Source organism: Methylomonas sp. BW4-1 (genome assembly GCF_052474385.1).
Genome location: NZ_CP184125.1, coordinates 2707029 through 2731808 on the forward strand (window position 1 = coordinate 2707029; position 24780 = coordinate 2731808).

Below are 24780 nucleotides of genomic sequence, written 5' to 3' on the forward strand. Positions count from 1 at the left end.
GTTTTATTCAGCACCGATGGCTACGCGCTGGATTTGTTGTTCAAACCGGAGTTCAGCTTTAAGGAGCGCTTTGACGATAATGTACGCATGCAGATTCATCCAAAGCATAGCAATTTTATCAGCACCCTTTCTCCAGGTGTGATGTTCGGCTATCTTGCCGACGACAACGAATTGAATACCCGTTTTAAGTGGAATGAGTTGATTTACAGTAGCGACTCGGCGCTGGATTTTTCCGAAAAACTGGTCAATCTTAGCCACAAATACCAAAGCGAACGTTTCAAAACCGATCTTGCGGCAAGCTATGCGGAAGAATCCTCGATTAATAACCAACTCGACCCTACAGTAATCGACCCAACGCAGATCAACGAAGCAGGTGGCGTGCAACTTCTCGTACCACGGAACACCAAATCAGTCTCCCCGACTGCCACTTATAATTTGAACGAAAAAAGCTCTCTACAATTGGGTTATAGCTACCAGGATGTGGCGTTTGACAGAGCGCAAAACCTGACAAACATCTTCAATTACTCGGATTATAGCTTCCAGCAATATTCGGCAACGGCTACCCATGCCTACAGCGAACGCCTTTCGTTCAATCTGACAGGTGCTTATTCAGACTATGAGTCGGCAAATCAAACCCCAGGATTAGCTTTTGGGCTCATCCCTATAACCACAGGCTTTAGTCAAAAATCAACAACTTTCACTTACCAAGCCGGCTTGCAATATTTATTTGACGAACAAACTCAGTTAGCATTTTCAGCGGGTATCCGCGACACAACGACGGAAAGCACGCAATTCACAAGCTCGTCAAATCCGTCGCCACTGTTCAATAGCCGTTCGTCCTTGCCACCTAAAAATGTTGTAGGTAACGTATTTTCGGCAAGCTTGGCTCGTAAAAGCGACTGGGGGGACTTTAGCTTAAGTGCCGGACAACAGCTCAACCCGGCCAGCACAGGTCAGCAACAAACCTCAACCACCTTTTCAGCCCGAGGCCGATACAATCTCACGGAGCGCTTATCCACCGGTATCAACGCCAATTACTTGCTATCTGAATCGATATCCACATTTAGTAACGATACCACCAGAACTAATAACCGCACTTACATTACCCTATCCCCGAATGTTCAATGGCGCTGGACGCCGGAAATTAATTTGGATCTGTCTTATAGCTATCGCCAACAGGTAATCGAGTCAAACAACCAGACCATCACCGGCGATAGCGTACAACTTCAATTCTCTTATCAACCGCAAATCAATCGTCAGGTGAAATAGCGTGGAAAATCAAGCCATCGACATCAAGGACTATCTAAAAATCATCAAACGACGTAGACGGTTTTTAGTTATTCCGTTTCTAATCATTGCGCTGATCAGCATCGTTTTGGCAGTACTGCTACCGGTCTGTGTACCGCTCGACCTCCACCATTTTGATCGAGGCGCAAGAAATCCCCGCCGAACTGGTGCATTCCACAGTGACCACCTTCGCCGACCAGCGGATTCAGATGATCAGCCAACGGATCATGACCCGACCGAATTTGACGGAAATCATCAAGAAATACGATCTCTATGCCGAGGAACGGCAAAAAAAGCCGGAGGAAGTGATTCTGGAAAAAATGCGTAAAAGCATCAAAGTAGAAACCATTAGTGCCGACGTCGCCAATAACAAAAGCGGCCCTGCCCAACAAGCTACGATAGCCTTTACGCTGACATTTGACGATAAATCACCCGCGCTCGCGCAAAAAGTCGCTAACGAATTGACTTCCTTGTTCCTGAAAGAAAACATCAAGTCACGCACAGAATCTGCGGAAAATGCAGCATTGTTTTTGAGTGAGGAATCCAAACGTCTTAAAGCCAAAATTCAGGAAATTCAACAAAACCTGGCTACGTTCAAGGAAAAGAACCTGAACCAACTGCCGCAAATCAGCGCCATGAACCAGCAAGAACTGACCTCTTTGAGTAATCAGTTATTGCAATTGGATAGCCAAGAACGAACGCTGCAGGATAGACGTTATTATCTTGAAGGCGAACTGGCGCAAATCGATCCCAACACCATGGCTACCAATGCCGTGGGCAATCGGGTGTTCGACATGAAAGACCGTTTGAAGGAACTACAATCGCAATATCCATCGGTGTTATCCAACCATTCTGCGAACCATCCCGATGTGATTAAAATCAAACGGGAAATCGACTCATTGCAAAAAGAAATCGGCTCCAACACCGATCTGAATGCGATGAACGGCGAACTAACCGACAGAAAAGCGGAATTGGCCTTGTTGTTGAAACAGTATTCGGACAAACACCCTGACGTGGTGAAACTGCAAAAACAAATCAGCGCCTTGCAACAAAGCTTGGCTAGCGCGAAACAAAGCGACTACAGCAATGCCAACATTCAACCGGATAACCCGGCCTATATCACCTTGAAGTCGCAACTGGCTTCAGTGAATACCGAAATCGAATCGTTGAATTTCACACGTAGTCGCGTACAGAGCAAAATGGAAGAGTTACGCTCAAGCCTACGCCAATCGCCATTGGTTGAAAAAGAATACATGGATTTGATCCAGGATCTGGACAATACCAATCTGCGCTACCGTGAAGTGAGTGCGCGAGAAATGGAAGCGCAAATCTCGCAGCAATTGGAAATGGAAAGAAAAGGCGAGCGTTTTACTTTAATCGACCCCCCCCAAGAACCATTACAACCGGTTAGCCCGAATCGAATTGCGATTATGGTACTGGGCATGGTGTTGGCGGTGGCAAGCGGCTTAGGAGCGGTGGCATTGACCGAAATGCTGGACTCGACCGTTAATAGCCCAAAAGCGGTCGCGGCGATTCTGGGTGTGGAACCTTTGGCGTCGATACCTTATTTCGAAAGCCAGAAGGAACATCAAGCACATAGGAACGAACGCCGGATGTTGTTGATAGGCATGGCAATAGCCGGCATTCTGGCTATCGTTGCATTTCATTTTATCGTCATGCCGCTAGATGTATTTTGGTACAAATTACTACGTGTCGTGGGCAATTAATCATTTAAGGGAAAATTCATGAACCCCATTGAAAACCTCGTGGAAAAAAGTAATCCAGCCGCAGCCGGATTGGCCAATCAACCCGGCGACAAAGTCAGCATCGCTTACACCAAAACGCGGGTGCACACTCCGGATCAAAACTTACTGAAGCAAAACCGGATTATTTCCGCGGCGTTACCTGGAAAATGGCTGGAATCCTACCGCATGCTACGCACCCGCTGCTTGCAGCAAATGGATGCGATGGAATGGAAAACCATGGCTATCACCAGCCCCAGCGAAGGTACCGGCAATAGCTTAACAGCCGCAAACTTAGCCATCAGCATGGCGATGGAACTTGACCGCACAGCCCTGCTGGTGGATGCCAATTTCCAAAATCCCAGCATTAATCAATTATTCGGCATTCAGCCGGGCGCAGGTCTTAGCGATTATTTGTTGAACGACACCGAATTAAGCTCCATGCTGATTAATCCGGGCATCGAGCGTCTGGTAGTACTGCCGGCCGGCAAACCTTTATTTAATTCAACTGAGATGTTGCGCTCACCGAAAATGGTACGACTGGTTAACGAGCTGAAAAGCCGTTACCCATCGCGTATCATTATTTTCGATATGCCGCCGATCCTGTCGCACGACGATACGCTGGGTTTTTCGCCTTATGTGGATTGCGTGTTGTTGGTGATCGACGAGGGGCATACCAAGACGGATCAATTGAAGCACGCGGCCTCTTTGTTAAAAGACACCAACGTACTGGGGACAGTATTCAATAAAGCCACCGACATTAAAATCGGCTATACCGGGGTTTAAGCCGGTTTGACGTGGCTACCTGCGGTAGCCACGTCCCTACATTTCCTATCAGAGTTTACTCAAAACATCCTTCGCTTCATTCAAGCCATCGAATTCCACTTTTTTATCGACCGCTTTTTGCAAATATTCGCGGGCTTTAACCGGATCGTTTTGCTTGAAATACACCATACCCAAATGATAATTGCTGATCGGCGATTGCGGATCGCGTTCAATCACTTTCAACAATATCTCTTTAGCCTTATCGTAATTGCTTTGTTTATAGGCAACCCAAGCAACCGTATCCATCATATTAGGATTATTGGTTTGCAATAAAGGCTCGGCCAATTTGGCTGCCCGTTCCAAACTATCCGGACCGGCGGAAAAATCCGACAAATAACTGGCCAGATTGTTAACTGCAACCACCGAATCCGGATGCAGTTTGTAAGATTCTTCGTAAAGCGCCAACACCTGCTCATGCTGACCGTCGCGATGATACAGACGCGCCAAGTCGTCGACCAGCTCCAATGCCCCTTTAGTTTTTTCAATCCCTTTTTTGTAGATATTGATGGCTTCGGCCTGGTTTTTTTGTGCCAACTCGATCAAGGCCAAGTTCCGATAAGGGCTATACCACTCTGGTTTGATATTCAAAGCCTTTGTGTAAGCTGTTTTTGCTTCGGCAAATTTCTGTTCGTTCAGATAAGCACCACCCAGCAAATTGTAAGCAACGAAATGATCGGGTTGCTGTTTAATGACTTGCTGCAATTTACCGATAGCCTTATCCGACTGCTTCAATACCAAATAGCTTTTGACCATCTCGGTCAAAGGCTCAATCGCATCCGGCTTACGCGCCAAGGCCTGTTGAAAGGCTTCGGTGCTGGCTTCCAGCTTGCCTTCCGCCTGATAGCCCAAGCCGGACATGTAAAAGCCGGTGGCATCCTTATCGGATAGCTGCTGCACCTGTTTGGCAATCTCTTGCGCTTTATCCCAATGCTTTTGCGACAACTCCATTTTAAACAGCGCCTCCAAGCCTTTCAGACTTTTCGGATTGGCTTTCATCAGCGCTTCAAGCTGCTGCTTGGCTTGATCTTGGTGCCCGGCTTTCATATGCAAGCCAACCAAATCCAGCCGGGCGGTCTCATCGCCCGGTGCGACGGCCACCACTTTTTCCATATTTTCTCTGGCCAGTTCTTCTTCGTTATTGCGCAGATGTGCTGCGGCCAGCATTTTCAACACACCGATATTGTTGGGTTGATCAACCAATACCGAGCGAAAATCGGCAATTGCGTCGGGAATTTTGTTTTCACCCAAAGCAAACTGACCGCGCAGCGTCAAAGCCTCGGCATCGCGCGGATTGTTATCCAACACTTCCTTGATCAAGGCCTTAGCCTCGTCGCCGCGCTTGGTCATTGCATACAAAGCCGCTAATTTATTTCGTGCGGTGATGCCGCTGGGTCCCAATTTATCCTGATCGACGACTTCTTTCATAGTCGCTTCGGCCTTATCGACTTGCTTTTGGGCCAGCTGGATATTAGCCAGTTTGAATTTCAACTCATACGCTTGCGGCTTTTGCTCTATCATCGGTAGCAGCTCTGCAATCGCCACTTCCGGACTGCGCTTTTCCAACAGGAAGTCGACCAAATAAGTTTTGGCGGTATCGTTGTCCGGCAATTTGCTAACCGCATCGCGTAGAGTCGCTTCGGCTTTATCGACTTGTTTGGTACCGACCTGGAACAAGGCTAACGTACGGTAGTGCTGTAATTGCTGCGGCTCCAGTTTGACAATTTCCAACAACATGGCCTCTGAATCGGCAATCTGATTGTTTTTAGCGTACAAACCGGCCAGCATGCTGCGCAACGCCACATTATCCGGCTTCTTTTCAATAGTTTGCTTCAATAAAGTAATCGCTTCGCCTACTTTATCCAAACGCGCTTTAATCGAGGCCATCATCAAGGTCGCCGGCACATCGTCCGGACTGTTTTTCAAGGCGCGCTCCACCGTCATAATCGCGCCATCGCTGTTATTTTTGGCTGCTTGGACGCCGGCGAACAACACCAAAGCCTCGACATTGTCCGGTTCCTTGGCCAAAGCTTCGCCGACCATTTTTTCCGCATCGTCTACCGCGCGATTCAATAACAGCAGCTGACCAACCCGCACCCGCGCCATCACATGATTTTCATTGCCGGCAACCACGGTGCTGTATTCCTTAAAGGCATTTTCGATTTTGCCTTGTTTACTCAGGGCTTCCGCAATCTGGAAGTGAGTTTCCCAGTCCTTAGGATCGATTTGCAGCACGTTTTTATAGGCAAGCAACGCTTTCTCATAATCACCCGCTTGATATAGCTGTTTGCCTTCTTCCATGTATTTCGCTTTCCGTTCATCGGCGCCGTTACAGGCCACCAAGCCGGTCGATAACACAACAATGCCTAGATTTTTTAAAAAATTTTGTTTCGTTGTCATTAGTCTCTCGATAATTCGTGCATTTGATTATGTAGCCGCCATGATGGAGCGCCGCTTTTTGGGATTTTAACTTATTTATGCGACCAAGCCTTAAGGCTTTCGGTAAATCAGCGAGGGTCGAGGTGCGGCATGTTGCCGCACCTGAGTAGAGAGCCTATTGGACGCCAGCCGGCGCTGTGCCACTATCAGCAGCAGATTGTTTTTGATATTTACCGGCGTTCAACTTGTCCTCATATTCCTGGACGATAGTTTCCATTTCCACACTGTTGAATTGCAGCAAGGCTTCATTCTGCAACACACTAGCCAGTGCGCCTTTGTTTTCGTAGCGTGCCAGCAATTCCTTGGCGGCCTCGTAAAGTTTGACATTATGAGTATCGCAAACCCCCAATTGCTGCTCGGTTGCTTGCTGTTTGGCATTTATTGCGTCTAATTGCGCTTGCAAATCGGCTTTAGCCTGGCTCACTTCCTTATGCTTTTCCATCACATCGGAGAGTCTGGCATTACTTTTCTCCAAACGCTCGCGCACCTCACCATTGGCATTTCGCTGCACGGACAACTCACTGCTGATTTGTTCCTTAGCCGCCACCGCCGCGGAATGGGCTTTTTTCAACCGCTCAAGCTCCTGTAACTCCTCGGCTAACTTGGCCGATTCGGCTTTTGCCGCATCGCGTTCGGCGGTCAGACTTTTGACCATGGCTTGCAGCTTTAACACGGCGCCGTCGTTCTTGGCAGCCTCACGCGGCGCGGCCTGACTGGCGGACCAAGCGCTGCTGATAAGCACAAACACTATGGCAACTCTCGGAAATGTATTCATCGCCGCTCCTTAGAATTGCGTATTGACGTCGATCTGCAACACATCGATGCCAAGAGGAGGTCCGGTGATGATGTCCGCACTCAACCAGCGGCCGGTCAACCAAACGTTCTTCATCAAGCCATAGTTGCCGCCGATGAACCAGCCCTTACTGTTGGTACCTCCGAGGTGGAAGTCAGAATCGGTGAATGCATCCAATACCGCATCGCGCTCCACGTACTTATACGCGGCAAACACATTCCAATGACCGGCCACTTCGGCTCTTGGCCAACCGAAATCCGCCCTAAACTGCCAGGCGTTGGTTTTACCCTCAACCACTGTGCCGTTCAGCATCCGGCTGACCGCGGCTTTATTAAAGCCGACGTTTTTAGCGTAGTCGCCGCTCAAGCGCAGATGGTAAGGGGCAAACAGAGTCATTTCATACGAAACATTGGCGTTGACGATATTGTAATCGGACGCCAAACCGACCATGCCCGGATTGGAAGCCAAAGCGCCGGTGCCTTCTCGGCAAATCGACGCCAAGGTATTACCGCCCTGCATGAATTCCGGACGCGAAGCGGTGTTGCCGCGCGTATTGAGATCGCAAGTGCCTAAAACGCTGGTATTTTGCTTAGCTTCGACGTTGACGTAATCGAAATAAGCCAGCGCGGCCTTTAAATTATCTTGATTGACAAAGCCCCAATCCACGCCGACTTGACCGCCGAACAACCATTTATCGCTGCTCAGCGCCGATTCTTGTAATGGAAACGCCCCGGCTGTCGCAAAAACGGAATGGGTGTGGTCGTCGTTAGCCATCAAGCTGTCCGATCCGCCCAAACGGTGGCGCACGGTGCCGGCAAAACCTTCGAAAGATAAATCCGTATCCCACACCAATTCGCTACCGCCGGTAAACTCACCGCCGCCGGTATACCAGGGGTTCTTGATCCGGCCGCCGGACAAGGTCAGCCATTTGAATTTATTGTCGTCAATCGCATCGTACTGCAGATAGGCCCGGTCCACGGTGAAATCGTATTTTTGTCCGGTAAAGCCCAAAGACTGGTTGGTAGATACCGGGTCACGTTGATTACCCGTCGCCAAACGCACACCGGCTTTCATACCATCGGTAATCGCAGCATCAATGCCCAAGCGCAAGCGCTCGCGAAAATGCTGTCTGTCGGTAGTCGTATTCAAGAATTGATCCACACCCGCCGCGTTCAGACCGCCTCTTTCGTTAACCGCTTGCCAGTCAATATAAGAATTGGCAATATTTTCCTTGGCCATCATCTCATGCTGGGAACGTAAACGAATATCGCCAGACAGCTTGAAACGCCTGGTCCACTCCGGCAACGCATTAGGCAAGCCCCACTGTTCGTTCTTGGCCTTTTGCATCACATCGCCGACCACTTCTTCGCGCAGCTCACTGCGCACTTGCTGACGAATCTCGTCTTTGACGAAGTCCGGCACATAAGCCACGCGCACTTCATCGGTCGGCACCGCTTCCTTGGCACCGGAGGCCTTGGCTTCAGCCACCTGCTGGCCGGCTTCGACTTCGGCTTGCTTGATCATCTCGTTGGCAGCCTTGTCGGTAATCACCCCTTGTTTGACCAGCTGTTTGATCAAATTGGTGGTGGTATTGCGCAGTTTCAGCAACTCTTCCTTTTCACCGGCCTGCACGGTGCCGATCAGCCCGGATAGTGCCAGGGCCATCAGCTTTTTTTTGTTCGCCATTGTTTTACCTGTGGATACTTAAATACGTGATGAAATTTTTAATTTGATCGGTTGCTGCATACCCGGTGGCGGCGCCTCCGCGACACGGTCGAATTTGTTCAACAAGCGGCTGAGCAATTCGTCGATGTCCGCATCGTTGCTGCCCTTGGCCAATTCCACCCGTTCTACAGAGCCGTCGGCTTTCAGCCAGACCTTGACGATGGCGGTATAGCCTTTACGGCGCAATTCTTCGTGGCTGCTGAGAATGTTCAAAATACCGTTCTTGACCAAACCGCCGTACCAGGCAAACGGGTTGCCGGCGCCACCGCCGAACAAGCCGGTACCGCCCTTGCGGGCCGCCAGACCGAAACCGTCCGATCCCGCCGTGCCCTCGGCATCCAGCCCCAGATCGCGCGGCGGCGCTTGTTCTGGCTCGGGTTCCGGCTCAGGCTCGGGCTCCGGGTCGGGTTCCTTGATTTTTTCCTTGATCTCCGGCTCGGGCGGCTTCTCAACTTTCGGCGGTGGCGGCGGAGGGGGCGGCGGTTTAAACAGGGTCACCGGCTGAATTTTTTTCTCGTTTTTCGCCGGTTTTTTGTCGACGAATTCCATAATGATTTTAACGACGTAAAAAATCGCGATAGCGGCGATTACGGCAGCGATGAGCATCGGAATATAAACCCGCCAATGTTTCTTCTTTGACATGTCGCAAGGCTTTATTTGGTCAGATTTTGAGTAACCAGACCGACCTGGGTGATTTCCAGTTTGCCGAGCAAAGCCAAAATATCGACGACGCTTTGATACTGCACTGTGGCGTCCCCTTTAACCACCACCGGCAATTCCGGATTGGCGGCCTTGTATTGCATCAGCGTCGATTCCAGCTGTTCCATCGTCACCGGAAAGGTATCCAGAAACAGTGTGCCGTCAGCGGTCACCGTGATGGCTTTGGTTTGCGGCTTGGCCAAACTGGGCGTATTACTAGCCTTGGGCAGATTGACCTGCACGCCTTGCACGGTTGCCGTAGTCATCAGAATAAACACCACCAGCAACACATAAGCCAAATCCAGCATCGGCGTGACGTTGATTTCGTCGTACGCCGCGTTTTCTTCTTGAACTTTCATTGAGTCTTCTCGGGTTTTCGTAGGGTACGCAGCGCGTACCGGCAGACTTTGGCAAGGTACGCATTGCGCACCCTACGAACGTTTAATTAGCTATGCTGCTCGGCTAGTTTGGCAACGAACTCGTCAACAAACACGTGCATGTCGGCGGTCACGGCCTTGATCATGCTGCCCAGGTAGTTGTAGGCAAATAATGCCGGAATCGCCACGCCCAAGCCGGCGACGGTCGCCGCCAAGGCCGCAGCGATACCCGGTGCGATAGCGTTGACATTCACTTCGCCGCTGGCGGCAATCGCCGCAAAAGTGATCATGACCCCGACCACGGTGCCCAGCAATCCCAGAAACGGACCACCGGAAATCGCGATGGTCAGCAGCACCATTTGCGAATTGAGTTTTTGCAGTTCCCGTACCAACACGCCATCCATCGAGGCCTTTACCGCATTCAAAGCCTGGGCGGACAAGCCCTGGTCGGCCGCCTCAGCGCCCACGCTTTTCGCCAGACGTTTATTCATTTCCTGCACGCCGACGTGGTAAATCCGGTAGATCGATGAACCCGCAAACGCCGCATGATTGCCGGTCAAGGACAGCAATAACGGCGATTCGTCATAATCTTCCTGGCCGTCTTCGTCCTGGTGATCCAAATTGCTGATATTTTTGGCGCCCAGTTGGCTGAAAGCCTCTTCGAATTTCTTGTTCTCACTGCGGGTACGGTTCAACACAATCGCCTTGCTGACAATCACCAAGGTACTGACAATAAACATCACGCCCAGAATCCCGATGATGACCCAGCCGTCCACGGTAACGTTATCCAGCGTCGACATCAGATAAGACTCACCGCCCTCTTCGCTGTCGGGCGTGCTGTCTTCGCCGTAATTCAACAATGCCGATGACTGGCCTTGCATCAGCGCCGCAAATTGCAGGTAATTCTGGTCACGAGTGACCTTGGCAATACCAAATTCATCAACGGCACCGACCAAGCCACGCGAACCATCCACTGCCGCGCCTATGCTCATATCACCCAACAGCGAAGGCACGCTGGCAGGCAGGATGCCCACCGGTTTACCATCCACATACAAGGTAAAACCGTCCTTGTTACCGGCAACCGACAAATACTGCCAAGTGGCCAAATTCAGATCGGCGGAACTGACCAACTGCTTACGATTAACCTCCAAAACCGGGGTTTGACCTCTAACAGATAAAATCAGCCCATCGCGCGCAAATATTACTCCGTCAGTCTGCGCCTGATCGATTTTCACCCATGCCGAAACGGTCCAGCCAAATTCGACAGCCATTTGAATCGCAGGCGTTGCCGTGATGCGTATCGCTTGACTACCGTTAAAACCGCCCGCTTCGCCAATGGCTCCACCTTCCACAACGGTTTGGGTAGCGGTGGCCGGTTGATTGGCGTAGGCCGTAGCGTCTTTAACCGGACCGGCTTCGAAGTGATAGGCAACCGCTTGCGCCACATCGAAAATTCCCGGCGCATCTTGGCCGTCTACAGCCTTGGGATTGCCGTAATACATCCAGAACATCGGCTCATCGGCCGTAGCAATGTCCTTGGGCAATTTCACCCAAATCAGCGCCATCTCGTTTACCGTATCGATCTTTTCGATATAAAACTTCAGCGGCGTTTTATCGTCGCCGGCCATGAAGCGCAAATCCTTGCCGTTTTCACCCAAATCGGCGAAGAAGCTGAAATTGCCGGTATGTAGTCGCACCAGCACCAAGCCTTCCGCTACCGGCGTCACGCCGCCCTGCTGCAATTGCTGGGCATCGATGGTTATTTTCTTTCTATAACCCCAGTCGTCATTCCACCAAGCTTGGGCCAGCCCGGGCATCGCCAACAGGGCCGCTACTAATAACACAATCCGTTTCATGATCACTCTCAAATCAAAACATAAACTGGATTATCCCAACGTTTTTTTACATGATTATGACGGGCGGGAAAGAATCGAAAAAACGGGAAAAAAATAGTATTAATCCGACCGTTATAGGGCAGGCCGACACGCCCACTGCCCGTGGCGAACACGGGCAATTCAGCCATTGTCAGCCTGAATGGTGACTAAGCGGGTTATTCACCAAAACCCAGAATATCCACGCTCAAGATACCCAAGGTGTTGGCCGCGGCCTTAGCCAGTTTTTCGGCTGCTTCCTTACCAACGCTGCCGGTGCTATCCAGCGATTTGCCGACCGCGGCCGCCACGTTGCTGACGCCGGTCAAACCGGCGGCGACACTGCCGGTCGCAGCCACCGGCACACCCACGGCAGAACCACCGATATCGATATTATCGGCGCCGACGATGGCGGTTGCCGCCAGCGTAATGTTATTGCCTCTGATACCCGCCTCACCGGCGTCGATGATGCCGCGCGGTGCAAACAACAACACGTCCCCTGCTCCCACCGTTCTGATACCGCCACCTTGCAACACCGGCGATACTTCCAGTACCGGCATACCCGCCGCATCGTAACTGACTTTAAGCGGCGGAGCCGCTAATGCGGTTTGCGCGCTACGACCGGCATCGACATCGCCCTCAGTGGAACCGCCGGTAATATTGCCGTTACCCAAAGTCACTACGCGCTGAATGTTCACATCGATATCGTTGCGGGCCAGCAGATTGGCTTCGCCCTGTTTTTTCACGATCACGCCCAACTCATCATCTTCCTTTGCCAAACCAATATCGGCGGTCGCCAAACCCACGGTAATGCCACCATTGGGAGTAAACAGATTGGCATCGCCGCCGTCCTTGGTTTGTATCGAACTCAAGAACAGCGATATGTTGCCCAGCTTGGGCCTGACCAGTTCGCGGGCATCGTCTTTCTCGCGGTCGCTAGCGCTGGCAAAAGTTTTGCCCTGCCGTGCCAACTCTGCCTCAATTTTTTGCTGCAGCGCGGCATTCAAACTATTCAAGATATTACTGGCGCTGGTATCGGCGTTAACTACAATGCCGTTCGCAGCATCAATGCGGTAATCGCTATTGCCTGCCAATAAGGTGGTACCGGGGAACAGCGACTCGATGGTAGCCAGCAATTTTAGCTCGGCCAGATCCTGCGCCTGTTTGGTGGTGGCTTTGGCCAGCGTGCTGGCATTGGCTTTTACCTCCTGCAAAAACACCGATTGCACGACGCTTAACAGCTTGCTGTCTAACCGGGCCTTATCCACCGTGGAAAGCCCGCTAAATGCCAGTTTGGCCGCATCGACACTTAACGACGGGTCGCCGGTGATGCTGCGCATTTCCTGCACGAACAAATTCAGGTAACGCTGATTTTCCAGGACGTATTTACCCGAGTTGAGCATAAACCCTTCGGCAAAGCCGTTGCTGTTCAGCGCACCGCCAGCCAAACCGGCAATCACGGTAATGTTGGCACCGTCATCGGCCAGCGCGGCGTTGGATTGATCGCCCGAAGATGTAATACCGATGGACGATCCCAAATTTACATCCCGGCCCGCCAGCGCGGTTAATTGTCCGGGACCGGCCACGTCTATACCTTGATCGGCTTCGATGATATTGCCAGTATCGGGGTGAATATTGACCCTGTAACGAATATCCCGACCGGCATTAAAGACACTGACAGCGTCTGGGTTATTGTGCTGAATTTTGAACGTGGCGCTCACAATGTCCCTACCGGCGCTGACTTCGGCGGGCTTCGCCAATACAAACACCATATCCTCTTTGATGTGGCCTATATTGCCGCTGCCGGTACTAATCAACACCGGATTGGGATCGTTGGCGTGCAGCGGCGTGCCGGCGTGAATCGCGGTGGGCGATTGCGGCTGCTGAATAGCCAAAACCTTCAGCACATTGTCCAAGTCGTCTAAATCGGTCCCGACGAAGGGCAATGCCACGCTCGGTAAGGCGATAGGTTCCGCATCACTCAGAATAATCGCAGGATTACCCTTGCCGGTTAAATTCTCAGCCGCGAATAACTCCAAATCACCCTGCGCAGACGGATACAGCGTAAAGCTCTTATCGACGGCAATATTGCCGTTCAGTGCGTAGGCTTGTAGGCCAGCGGGATAAACCAAAAAGTTTTTTGAAATATTGGCATTGGTAGCCAAAAGCAGGCTGGCAATGTCGTTTTCCAAGGTAAGATCACCGGAGAGCGTGGTCAATTTCACATTGCTATCGGCACTGTAGCGGAAGAACCGATTCGATGATTTATTTATCGCGTCGACCGGTTCCGACAAGGTCACGAACATCGGATCGACAATCGCTTCCAGGGCCATGGACTTGCCGGCGACGACATTAAACTGCGCATCGCCCAAGGCCAATATCGGATTCAGCTCTTTGCCTTTCGGATTCAGACCTTGGTTCGTACCCGCTTTCAGCGATCCGTGCGCATAAATATCCGCCGCACCGCCGTCCACGTAAAACACGCCGCCGGCTATGTCGCCACCCGCCTGCAATTGCAGATTACCGCCGCCATTCACCTCGACCACATTGGTCTTGAACGTGATGATGGTGGCATCCAAGATGTTCGGAGCATCCCGCTCGCCTACCTGTTTACCGGTGGTAGGGATCATCACCGACAGGTCTTCGACATTTCCGCCCGCGCTGATGCGGACATTACCGCCGCCGAAGGCGGTTACGCTTTGCTGGTGCTGACGAGAAACGCTGGTCGAGTCGCTGACGCCCAAGGCCACGCCCCAGGCTGTCGGACGTTCCGAGTCAAATTCCGTGCTGTGCTGATTGCTATTAGACCAATCGCCGGTGCGCACCAAGGCATCGCTGAGCAATTGCGCACTAGGTTTAGCAACTATATCGTGTCCGACCTGAATGCTGATGTCACCGCCGTCCACGGGATACTCGGCATAGAACAGCGCGGCCAAATCCGGTCCGCCGCTGCCCCAGCGTTTGGCATCATCCACATCCGCCCGCCCCGCCGTGTAGATCGCCGAATTTTCATTTCCGTACACCAGATCGCGCGCCGCGCGAATGTCAATATTTCCGGTACCGGTCCGTACGCTGACATTGTTGGCTAAAGTGACGTCACCATCCTCCGGTTTCGCCAGCAGACTGGCTGAGGCCAGCACCGCCATCGCATTCGCGGAATTCAAATCGGCGCCGCCGATCAACTGGTAACTCCATGAAGCACTGGTTTGCAAATAGTCGCTGATGCTGAACGATCCCAAATTTGCGGTATTCAATACGCCACTTGAAAAGCCGTCGCTCAAACTGGCATTAATCAACAAGTCGCCTTGGGCTCTAAGCGTTAACACCCCAACCAGATCGTTATTCGCGCCATAGCGCCAGGCTTCTCCGCTATCCAGTTTTCCCAAGTCCCAGGTCTCGTTCTTGGCGATAGTCAAATTGCCGCTGCTGCGAACTTCCACGCCGGGGATGATGGTAAACCCGGCGCCGAAGCGGCTATTAGCCACATTTGCCGTCGCCAAATCGGTCATATAAGCCAAATTGTCGTTATGCATATCCACTTGTTCGGCGGAGGCGATATTGCTGTTGTTATAAACACGCGCACCTTCAACCGTGACATCCGTATCGCCAACGATAGTACCGGCAGCAATGGCTTTGACGTTTATATCCGCAAAACCGTCGCTGTCGGTATCATCGCGGTCGGCACGTAAATACACCTCGCCCGCCGCACCAGCTCCGGCCGCTGCGACGTTGATAAGCGCGCCGGGCTGGATCTCAATGCCGGCGCCATCAGCCGTGGCCCCATCGATAGACGACAAACTGACCTTGCCGCCGTTGCCGTTCGCCGCTTGCGCGTTCGCCAGAATCAGCGCCGAGCTATTCAGCGTCAGCAGATCTTCCGCCGCCAAAGTCACCGAACCGCCATTCGCACCCGCAGCATCCAAGGTGCCGGCAATGCTGATACTGCCGGTGTCGGCGCTCAGATTGATCGCATTAGCACTCACAGTTTGCCCAGCCTCAACCACAATGTCGCCGCTGCGGGTTCTCAGTTCGACAGCACCACTAAACCCAGCGGCGGCAAATACATTATTCAAAGCACTAAAACCGCCGGCGCTCAAACTGCCGGTATCAATGGCAATCCGGCCACCATTGGCCTTACCGACGCCGTGAGCATCGATAAAACCGTTGAATTGCACCTGACCGGCGCCGGCTTGCGCGGACAACAATCCGGCCAGCATCTCGGCGTTACTGGCGTTTAGCAGTAGCTTGCTGCCGGCTTCGGTGCTGACATTGCCATGCTGAGAACTTAGACTGATTTTGCCGCCGGATAGATTCACCGGCTTGCTTAAACCCGCATACGCCACGGCACCGGATACATCAATCAAAGCATTCCCACCTAAGGTCACATTCCCTTGCAAGGCATTCAAAAACACATTACCGGTTTGATACAACAAGGCGGTGTTCAAACCGATGCTATCGGCTTCCAATAATAATTGCGCGGCGATGCCTTGGGTGCCCGCGGTTAGTGTCTGGCTACCTCCCGCAAGAGACAAGCCATGGCCGCTGGCATTGATGATGGTTTTAGCGCCGTTCTCCGCACTGACAAACGGCGTGTTCACGCTCAAGTCGGCCAATGCGGTTAAAGTGCTATCCCCCTTGCCCAACATACGCTCGCTAGCATTAACATTGACTGCGGCAAATCCCGAGAGCTGGAATTTACCTTGATCTAACATCAGCTCTTGTAGATTGACATTCAGTACCCCGCTGCCGTCACCCGCCAAAACACTACCCTTAGACTTACTGTTGGCAAGACTCAAGGTTTTCGCATTCAAAGACAGTGTTTTCCCGGCATTGGCTTTGCCGGCCAGACCCAAGGCATCAATGCGTATATCACCAAATTGAAAAGGCTGACCAAGGGCATCGGTTTGCAATAACTCGCCGTACAAATTGACCATACCCCGGCTGCTCAACACCAGCTCATTAACAGTCAAGTGCGCCAACTGACTATTATCCAGCGACAGACCAGTCGATACGCCGGCGGTTTCGCCGAGGTTGATAGTTTCCGCGCCGAGATACAAGGAACCGCCGGCCAGATTCAATTCGCCGGCCATTTTGGTTCGCCGTGTCGAGTCCAGCGCCACCGAACCCGCTCCGGCCGAAATGACCGCACCGGCATTTATAGTCAGATCGCCTTTCAAGCCTTTGTCGCCGGTACGGTTGATCGTTGCCTGTTTACCTGCCGACGCGCGCAGTAAGGCGCCATCGCCGCTCAGCTCCAGCACTGTATCGCTATCGGTATCCGCAACCGCGCCGCTGGCTTCGATTTTGGCGCCCTGTTCAAGCGTGACGTTTTCGCTAGCAGCCAGCAAGGCCTCCGGCGCTTTCAAGGTGGTGTTTTGGGCTAGCGTCACTGACTTGGCAATGACATCCAACTTGGTGTGGCCGGTCGTCGCGTCAAAGCTTCTCACCGCACCCAATAACAAGCTATCCACTCTAAACTTATCCAGGTCGCTCACCAACAATTCAACATCGTCGGTGGCGGCGGTTGTGCCCAAGGCCAATTTATCCGCCACGATGTCTACCAAGCCGCCACGTCCGCCCTCGACCACATCGGCCACCACGGTGGGCAGCTCCAGACGGGTTTTGGCGTTTAGCACCAATTGCCCGGCGTCTTGCGGCAGACGCGGAATCGCCTCTTCTTTGGTTACAGCTCTATCCGCGAAAAATTGGTTGGCCGAGCTGATGTTGTATTCGCTGCGGGTTTTCGCGATGCTGCCGGCTTCGACCACATACTCCGACCAATACTGATCACGGATGTCTGTTCCGGCAACGCTGCGGTAGCCAGTAACGACAGCAGCGCCATCGACCCGGGTTCTACTGGTGCCGGGAATGGCATTGGCGCTGCCGGCGACCGGCGACACCAAAAAGGCATCCGGCAATAGGGCGTAACGAGCCGGCAATAAGGCATAGTAGCCGGCGGCAAGCCCGCTACCGGCACCGATGTAAATGCTGTCGCCGGTTTTCAGGCCGGATTCTGGAAACGATTTGGGGTCGAACGGCGAATAACCGGATATACCCGGCACAACCGCAAAGCGCTGATCAGTATCAAGAACATCTACCGAACCGCCATCACCGGGAATAAATTCGAAGCCTAATAAATCGCCGCCGCCGGATAAATCCACCAAAGCACCATCTTCCCGAAGGATTTGCGCGGCTTTAACGGTTATTTTCTTCTCGGGGCTTTCAAACTTCCGCTTATTTTGAATATCCGCCGGTTTCAGATCGGGGTTGACCACGTTAAGATTGTTGCCGGTGCCGGCCAAGGGCAACAGCCATTCCAAGCCGCCCTGGGTGACGCCCAGCGGGATGATTTGCCCCTTGGCCGAGACCGACGTCATACTTTCGGCGCCGAAGGTCACCGATTTTGTCGCATCCAAAACGATCTCACCCAAGGGTGCGGCCAGCACGCCGTTTTGGACGATATTCGGACCTTGCACGGTCAAACTGCCCAAGGCCGACAGCACCGGCGTTGCATGACCGCTTTTGTTGAAAGTCACCGTGCCGTTCTGATCGCCGGTGACCGCCAAGGTAAACTCAGTCAAGGAGGTAGGATAAACCTGCGCCGCAGTTACATTTAGCCTGGAAAAGGTTTTAAACTCGCCGACAAAATCCAATTCCTTACTATCAATCCTTATACCTTTTAGGCGAATATCACCGTCGGCGGTAAGATCAACCGCTTTAAAACCGGTCGTTACCGAGCCACCGACCAAATCGATCAAATCGGCATTTACCGCCAATCTGCCATCGCCGTTGCTGGTTTTTACTATTGGTGCGCGATAGCTATCCGACCCCAAAGTCACGGTGGTAGCGCTGATTTGCACATTACCGGTATCGGCGGCGGTGTTCCGCTCCCAACCGAAATTGACCGCATCCAAAGCAATAGCGTTATTTAGTTGCAGATCGACATCGCCCGTAAACCGAATCTCACCCTTCTCTCCGGATACGGCCAGATCCAGAGAACTAAAGCCGCCCTCGCTAAGCTGCTCGGCCGCCAGATAGCCGACGCCGGTGAGCTGATCGCCGGGCGAATCTTTCTTGGGTAATGAATCGCCGGGTTTAGAAAACGCAGAGGAAAACGGTACATTCCGTTCCTGGGAGATTTTCAAAATGCGCGGCGCGCGCGGAAATATTGAGTTCTCCACATCCGGATCGGCACGATTATCCACGTTCAAAAACACCGACAATTTACCGCCCGAGGTGCCGGGCGCCGCGCCCCCCACGGCTTGCATATCGCCGCCCAGAAACGCGCCTTCGGCGGCAGTAATATTGATGCTGCCGGCATGCGAGCCCACTAAAGTAGCCGCAAAACTCGCGCCTATCGCGGCGGGACTATTAACCGGTAAATCCAGGAGGTCTTGACTACCGGAAACATTAATCAAAGAGCCGGCCTGGGAGGCAAAAAAGCCGCGTTTCGCATCGACGATTACCTTACCGCCGTCGAAGACCTTGCCTATACGCCGGCCCAAGCCGTCCTCGGTGATTTGACTGCCGCCCGCCACGTCGATGCCGGCAGTACTCCCCAACCAAATACCTTGATCCCGCCGGTATAGCGGGTCTACTTCGCTTTGATCGGGAATGAGTTTCAGTGTCACGGTACCGCCGGGCGCGACGATTCGACCGTCCATGACCAGAGACGAATCGGACTCCAACGTAACGCTGCTTAAATCGTCGGCGTTAATCGTCGCGCTGGCAGCCACCAGCAAATTGCTGTTGGCATTAATCCCGGCGGCATGATCGGCTCGCAAGGTCAATTTGCTGGGTGCGCGCAGTTCCGGCAACAAAGTCGTCAAATCCGAGAATGCCTCGATACCGTCAGCGTTGGCCTGTTCCAGATAGGTGTTGTTCAATACTCTATTCTGTTGGCGCAGCTGGATATTGACGCCGTCGTCCACCGTCAATCCGTTCAGATTTGCGCCGATATCGAACTCGGCAAAACCGCCTTCGCCGAAAAACGTCGTAGCGATTTGCAAAGGCTGTACGCCGCCATCGCCTATGCTAGGCGTCTCTTCCCGGCGAATGGCTACCGCATTGGCTTTTACGGTAAAACCGCCGCCTTGTTGCATGGCATAAGCGTGCATGACACCGTCCAGCAACACGTTGGCGCCGGCCTTGTCTATGGCAGGTTCGGCAACCAACACTATACCGCCCTCTTTAAAAGTATCACCCTCGCCGGTGTTTCTTTGCGCCTTACCGGCTTCCAGCCTGCGGTCTTCGTGCAACCAGGCCCCGGCGCTGATGTCGACCAAGCTGCCGGCCCGCAAATTCACGCCGCCGCCATTACCCATGGCCTTGGCGATAAAAGTACCGCCGTCTATCGCCACCGTCTTGCCGTCCAAATTTCCCGGTTGGGCGAAATCATTCACCCATTCCCCGCGCAAATCTATCGTAGCGCCGGCAGCAAGATTAATCTCGCCTTGCATTCCCGGTACGTTGTTTCGGGCGGTTTCCAGTTTTACCGTGGCGCCGGCACCAACGATATTGCCGCGCACGTCAACCGCGCCGCCTTGTAAAGTCAGATTGCCGCCGGCCGCCAAGCGCAAGGTCGCATTCTCGGCGACGCTGATTTTAGCGTTGGTTTTAAACACCGCATTGCGCACACCGCCTTCAATCAACTTGTTGGCATCCACAGCCAAGGCCATAGCCAAACCGTCATTGCCGACCGGCAAGGCCTCGTCGATATCCACATTGATGCTGTTTTGTACACCGGCGGAAAAAATCAATGCCTGGGCATTAGTCAGGGTAAATGCGGTATCGACCGTCAGACGGCTGCCCTTGGCCTGCTCTGCCAGCGTCCGTTGCCGCCTGCCGCTGGTGGTTTTACCCAGCAGGTCGCCGTCTAAAATGGCGCTATTGGCCCTAATCATCAGGGTACCGGCGTCCTGGCCTTCCACATAACCCGGCTCGAAACGGGCCAACGTGAACGGTCCGTCGATTTTCCAGACTTTGGTGACGCCCCATTTTTGATACGTTTTAACCACCTCACCGTAAATCGCCTCGTAAGGCACCAAAGGATCGGCTTCGCTAATATCCACCAAGCGGCCATTAGCTAGCAGTTTACTGGTGGTAATAAAGCCATCCAGATAGGTAATCTCGCCACCGGAAAAGTCCAGAACCGCACCTTTTTCCAGGATGACATCGCCTTCTGAGTTCAGCGCGATCTCGCCGCCTTTCGCCATCCGTTCGGCGACCGTGCGGCCGATGCCGGCCACGGTGGGCTCAATGTCCGTCAGCGGCGTACCTTCACGAATATCCACCAGGACGGTCTTACCTTTTAATATCCCGGCCTTCTGCAGCGGCGCATCTTTCAACTCGAAGTTGCGCAACTCGACTTCCAGCACGTTGCTTTCCATGGTGCGAACGACGTTGTCGGTACCGGATACGTCGATTTTCGCGCCGGCATCGATCAGGATGCGGCTATCGTTTTTGATGCTGTTGTTGGCAACCGGATTTAGCGGGGATTTAGTTGCGGTGATTGAAACATTACCGAAGGGTGCATTGATCTGCGAACCCGCTTGCAGATGCACTTTATCGGCCACAATCTCCACCCGAGACGGCGGCTGGTCCTGACCGGATACGGCGGTTTTTTCCACCAATACCTTAACGGTTTCACCGGATTCAAGGGTTTGCGTTTCCTCTATGTATTCCACCTCCGGCAGAATCTCGGTGGTGCTACCTTCGCCAAAAATCACCTGCGCTGAACGTCCCAAATCATCGCCTTTATCCGTGGTGCGGGTGGTAGCCTTGGCGGCAATCACCGTCTCGCCGCCTTCGGCTTTGGTCGTAAAACCTTCTCTAGCCAACAGGCGGATAGTGCCGTTGACGTTGGTGGAGGTAGTTGCCGACACCTTGCCGCTTTGTTTGACGGCAAAGCCCATCAAGGTGACGTTACCGCGATTGGCGGCGATGTTACCCAAGTTCTCCACACTGCCGCCGGTTTCGACTTCCACCAACAAACCGCGCACGTCGTTATTGGTTCTATTATCGGCGGTGGGCGCTTCCTGCAAATACACCTTATCGGTGGCCGCCGCCATGATCACCTGACCGCCGGGCGATTCCACATCGCCTTTGTTCATGATGGTCGGCGCAATTACCAGGATGCGACCGCCTTCGCTAGACTTGATCCGTGCCCCACTTTCCACTTTGATCTCAATGGGGACTTTTTTACCGTCGGCATCCAGTCTGAAACTATCGCCGGAGCCTTGAAAAGCGGCGCGACCATCCTTGGAGACAGTGCCGATGGTTTCTTTATCAAAGGTTTTTTCGAAACTGACATCCATCGTCGAAGCCACCAAACCGCGGGCATTGACCACGGAACCACTACCGAACACGAAACCGTTTTTATTCACCAAATATATCTGGCCGTTGGCAGTCACCGAGCCCAAAATCTGGCTGGGATTTTTAAGGGGATCGACGATTTTATTCAGCGCGATGGCACTGGCGCTAGGCTGCTTGAACTCGACGGAACTATCGGCGCTGACGTTGAATTTATCCCAATTCAGAATAACCCGGTCGGTTTCCTGATTAATGGTCATATTGTTGCCGATGACGGAACGACTGGCGCCACCCATGCTGGCCCAAACCGCGCTGGGCACCGGTAACTCGGCGCAGACCGGGGAAACGAAAGCGATCAGCATACTGCCCGCGACTGCCGACTTTACGCAAGCCGCAATAGGATTTAATCTGAAAAATACCGCGTCGCCATGCTGATGCTGTTGTCTATTAGTCATAATTTCGCCTGTGCCAATCCAAGAAACAACCGAATAAAATCAGTTGGCAACCCGGCTGTCTTGACTGACAAGACCCGCGGCTTTCCGCCCCCGCCTCGCAACGGGTTTAGCAATATTTAAATAAAATGGTAAAAATTATAAAAATAACTTTTAACTACCTTAATAAGCATAAAATGCTGAATAAATACTAATTTAAAACAGCCGCATAATAACTGTACAAAAGTAGTATCAAGGCAATACAAAATATTACAAATTTATTACATGCAAATAGATTTTTAATAAATTTGTAATATTAATTATTAAATAACCAATATCCCGAACCGAATAATCGGAAAATCACTAATCAATTTGGTGCGAATGCCGCCAGACATTCATGGTTCGACAAGCTCAACACGAAGGACTAACAGCATCCCCATCGGGAAAGACTCTTCCACCTCGAAAGCGAGCGGCTCGCTCATCGCTACCCGTTTTGTGCCGCCGGGTATAACAAGTTACAAATCACTTAGCGATTGCGGCTGACCGGGATTTTCCCGTTCGTCCTGAGCCTGGCGAAGGATGGACGGGAAAATTCGGGGAATCTCAACCCGCCAACGCCTAAAATTGCGTAGCAATCCTAAAGTCCACCCTATTCTCGCCGCGTCTGACAGTGCCTTGGTCCAGCAGCGGAATGCCGAAATCAAACTCGCCTTGCACATGCTTGAACATATCGAAACGCAAACCCACACCGGTGCTGGCTAGCGCCATTTCGTTGGCATTGCCCGGCAGGGCGTCGACAATCCAGCCTTTCCCGGCATCAACGAACACCAGCGCCCGCATTTTGTCGAATTCCTCCCATTCGTCCGGCACCAGCCTGGGGCTATACCATTCCAGTGAGGCGGTCACCCCATCATCGGAGAGCGCGTTGGTTTCCAAATATCCGCGCACGGTTTGAGAACCGCCCATCGAAAACTGTTCGTTACTGATCAGCGGCGAATCGCTGATCTGTCCGGACATGCGGGCTGCCACTTCCATACCCCACGGCAAATCATGCCGGTAATCCATACCGCCGCTCAGATAGATAAAATTGGATCGGGCTAAAAAGCGCTTGTCGGCAAACTGCTGCTCATCGCTGCCCAAGCCACGTATTGCAAAATTAACACCCACATTGAACGACAGCAAAGACTCGGCATCGCGCAAATTACCGCTGTACTGGGCCATGAACGGCAGATAACTGATAGGGGTTTTTAAGGTATCCGAACCTAATAAATTCAAATCTTCCTTAAAGTCTTTGTAATCGACGCCTAGCGTCGCAGTGTGGGTGTAATTATTTAGGGTCCTCAGCGGCGACACAAAACGCGCGCCGTAAATATCACCGGTACCAATCACCGATAAGGCGCCGGCGCTGGCAATTTGCGAGGTAGAAGACGAACTGACCGCGTATAAAGCCAAGCGCTTGTCGTCGTCGATGATAGGCATGACATAACTGCCCACCAATACCTCCACTTCGTCCGGATTTTCCGGCGAGGTTTGATACATAAACGAAGCACTGTGAAATTTTTGCCAGAGATTGTCGTAACGCAGCGATACCAAGGTCCGTAAGCGGCTGGTGTTTTGCGTATTGTGGGAATTCACTTCCACCTTGCCGTGCAAAGGCAGTTCGTCTTTCACCTTTAGATCCACTTCCAGCGTGCCCGGCGTTTCACCGGCACGCAGCACCGGCACCACGGTTCTATCCTGGCTCTCGCCGGCCAAAGTGGTCAATTGCTCCTGCATTTTTTGTAGATTGGGAACATTACCCTCTGCCAGCTCAGGTACTTTGGCTTTAATGGCACCCAACGAGAAATAACGAGAATCGGTGACCCGCAAGCGCGACACCTTACCTTCCGTCACCTGTAAATACACGACGCCGCCGACCACGTTCTGTTCCGGAATATCCACGGAGACGGTTTGATAACCTTTACTACGATAAAGCTCTTCCAGTGCGGTACGGGCTTCCTCCACGGTATCGATGGTTTTTTTCGGCCCCAAAAACCGGTAAACCGTGCGTTCAACCAGTTTCCGGTCCAATAAGGTGCTGCCCTTCATCCGCAGCTCCAGTAAATCGAATTGATTGCCGGTTTCTTCCGCCTGACCAAGCGCGCTGGCCATCAGCAACACAGCCGCGAGACCGAACCGGGCCGAGCCTAAAAACAAATGTTGTTTCATTTCACCCATCGCAAAAAAAGACAGCCTCCGCAAGCGAAGGCTGTTTGTATTCAATGCGCATCCTTACGCGAACCT

General features: G+C 52.5%; 11 protein-coding genes and 1 riboswitch. Of the genes, 3 read left to right on the plus strand and 8 right to left on the minus strand.

Annotated features, from left to right (window positions below; translation table 11 throughout):
* Positions 1 to 33: 33 nt before the first annotated feature.
* The 3 genes from ACH5Y9_RS12520 to ACH5Y9_RS12530 all read left to right on the plus strand — a co-directional run bounded on the left by ACH5Y9_RS12520 (position 34) and on the right by ACH5Y9_RS12530 (position 3815).
* Entirely contained in the window at positions 34 to 1269 is a 1236-nt protein-coding gene (locus ACH5Y9_RS12520; RefSeq protein WP_445369860.1) for a TonB-dependent receptor domain-containing protein, read from the plus strand.
* Between the two features lie 128 nt (positions 1270 to 1397).
* The gene (locus ACH5Y9_RS12525; protein ID WP_445369861.1) at positions 1398 to 3014 is read left to right on the plus strand and encodes a lipopolysaccharide biosynthesis protein; all 1617 of its coding nucleotides are present in this window, start codon (positions 1398 to 1400) and stop codon (positions 3012 to 3014) included.
* A gap of 18 nt (positions 3015 to 3032) precedes the next feature.
* The gene (locus ACH5Y9_RS12530; protein ID WP_033159009.1) at positions 3033 to 3815 is read left to right on the plus strand and encodes a CpsD/CapB family tyrosine-protein kinase; all 783 of its coding nucleotides are present in this window, start codon (positions 3033 to 3035) and stop codon (positions 3813 to 3815) included.
* Between the two features lie 48 nt (positions 3816 to 3863).
* On the opposite strand, the gene ACH5Y9_RS12535 is transcribed toward ACH5Y9_RS12530, so the two are convergent.
* The 8 genes from ACH5Y9_RS12535 to ACH5Y9_RS12570 all read right to left on the minus strand — a co-directional run bounded on the left by ACH5Y9_RS12535 (position 3864) and on the right by ACH5Y9_RS12570 (position 24705).
* Positions 3864 to 6251 (minus strand): tetratricopeptide repeat protein, encoded by a 2388-nt coding sequence (locus ACH5Y9_RS12535; protein WP_319962621.1) that lies wholly within the window; start codon positions 6249 to 6251, stop codon positions 3864 to 3866.
* Positions 6252 to 6405: 154 nt separating this feature from the next.
* Entirely contained in the window at positions 6406 to 7065 is a 660-nt protein-coding gene (locus ACH5Y9_RS12540) for a hypothetical protein (RefSeq protein WP_445366299.1), read from the minus strand.
* A 9-nt stretch (positions 7066 to 7074) separates the two neighbouring features.
* Complete coding sequence (locus ACH5Y9_RS12545; RefSeq protein ID WP_445366300.1) at positions 7075 to 8769, minus strand: putative porin; 1695 nt, start codon at positions 8767 to 8769, stop codon at positions 7075 to 7077.
* Positions 8770 to 8787: 18 nt separating this feature from the next.
* A complete protein-coding gene (locus ACH5Y9_RS12550) occupies positions 8788 to 9450 on the minus strand; it encodes an energy transducer TonB (protein ID WP_445366301.1) in 663 nt (220 codons plus the stop codon).
* 11 nt (positions 9451 to 9461) lie between these two features.
* Entirely contained in the window at positions 9462 to 9866 is a 405-nt protein-coding gene (locus ACH5Y9_RS12555; RefSeq protein ID WP_445366302.1) for an ExbD/TolR family protein, read from the minus strand.
* Between the two features lie 86 nt (positions 9867 to 9952).
* Positions 9953 to 11740: a DUF2341 domain-containing protein gene (locus ACH5Y9_RS12560; protein WP_445366303.1), complete on the minus strand. Its 1788-nt coding sequence runs from the start codon at positions 11738 to 11740 to the stop codon at positions 9953 to 9955.
* A 194-nt stretch (positions 11741 to 11934) separates the two neighbouring features.
* Positions 11935 to 22521: a filamentous haemagglutinin family protein gene (locus ACH5Y9_RS12565; RefSeq protein WP_445366304.1), complete on the minus strand. Its 10587-nt coding sequence runs from the start codon at positions 22519 to 22521 to the stop codon at positions 11935 to 11937.
* A gap of 42 nt (positions 22522 to 22563) precedes the next feature.
* Positions 22564 to 22642, minus strand: a riboswitch (cyclic di-GMP riboswitch).
* A 473-nt stretch (positions 22643 to 23115) separates the two neighbouring features.
* Positions 23116 to 24705, minus strand: a complete 1590-nt coding sequence (locus tag ACH5Y9_RS12570) for a ShlB/FhaC/HecB family hemolysin secretion/activation protein (protein ID WP_445366305.1) — start codon at positions 24703 to 24705, stop codon at positions 23116 to 23118.
* Positions 24706 to 24780 lie beyond the last annotated feature (75 nt).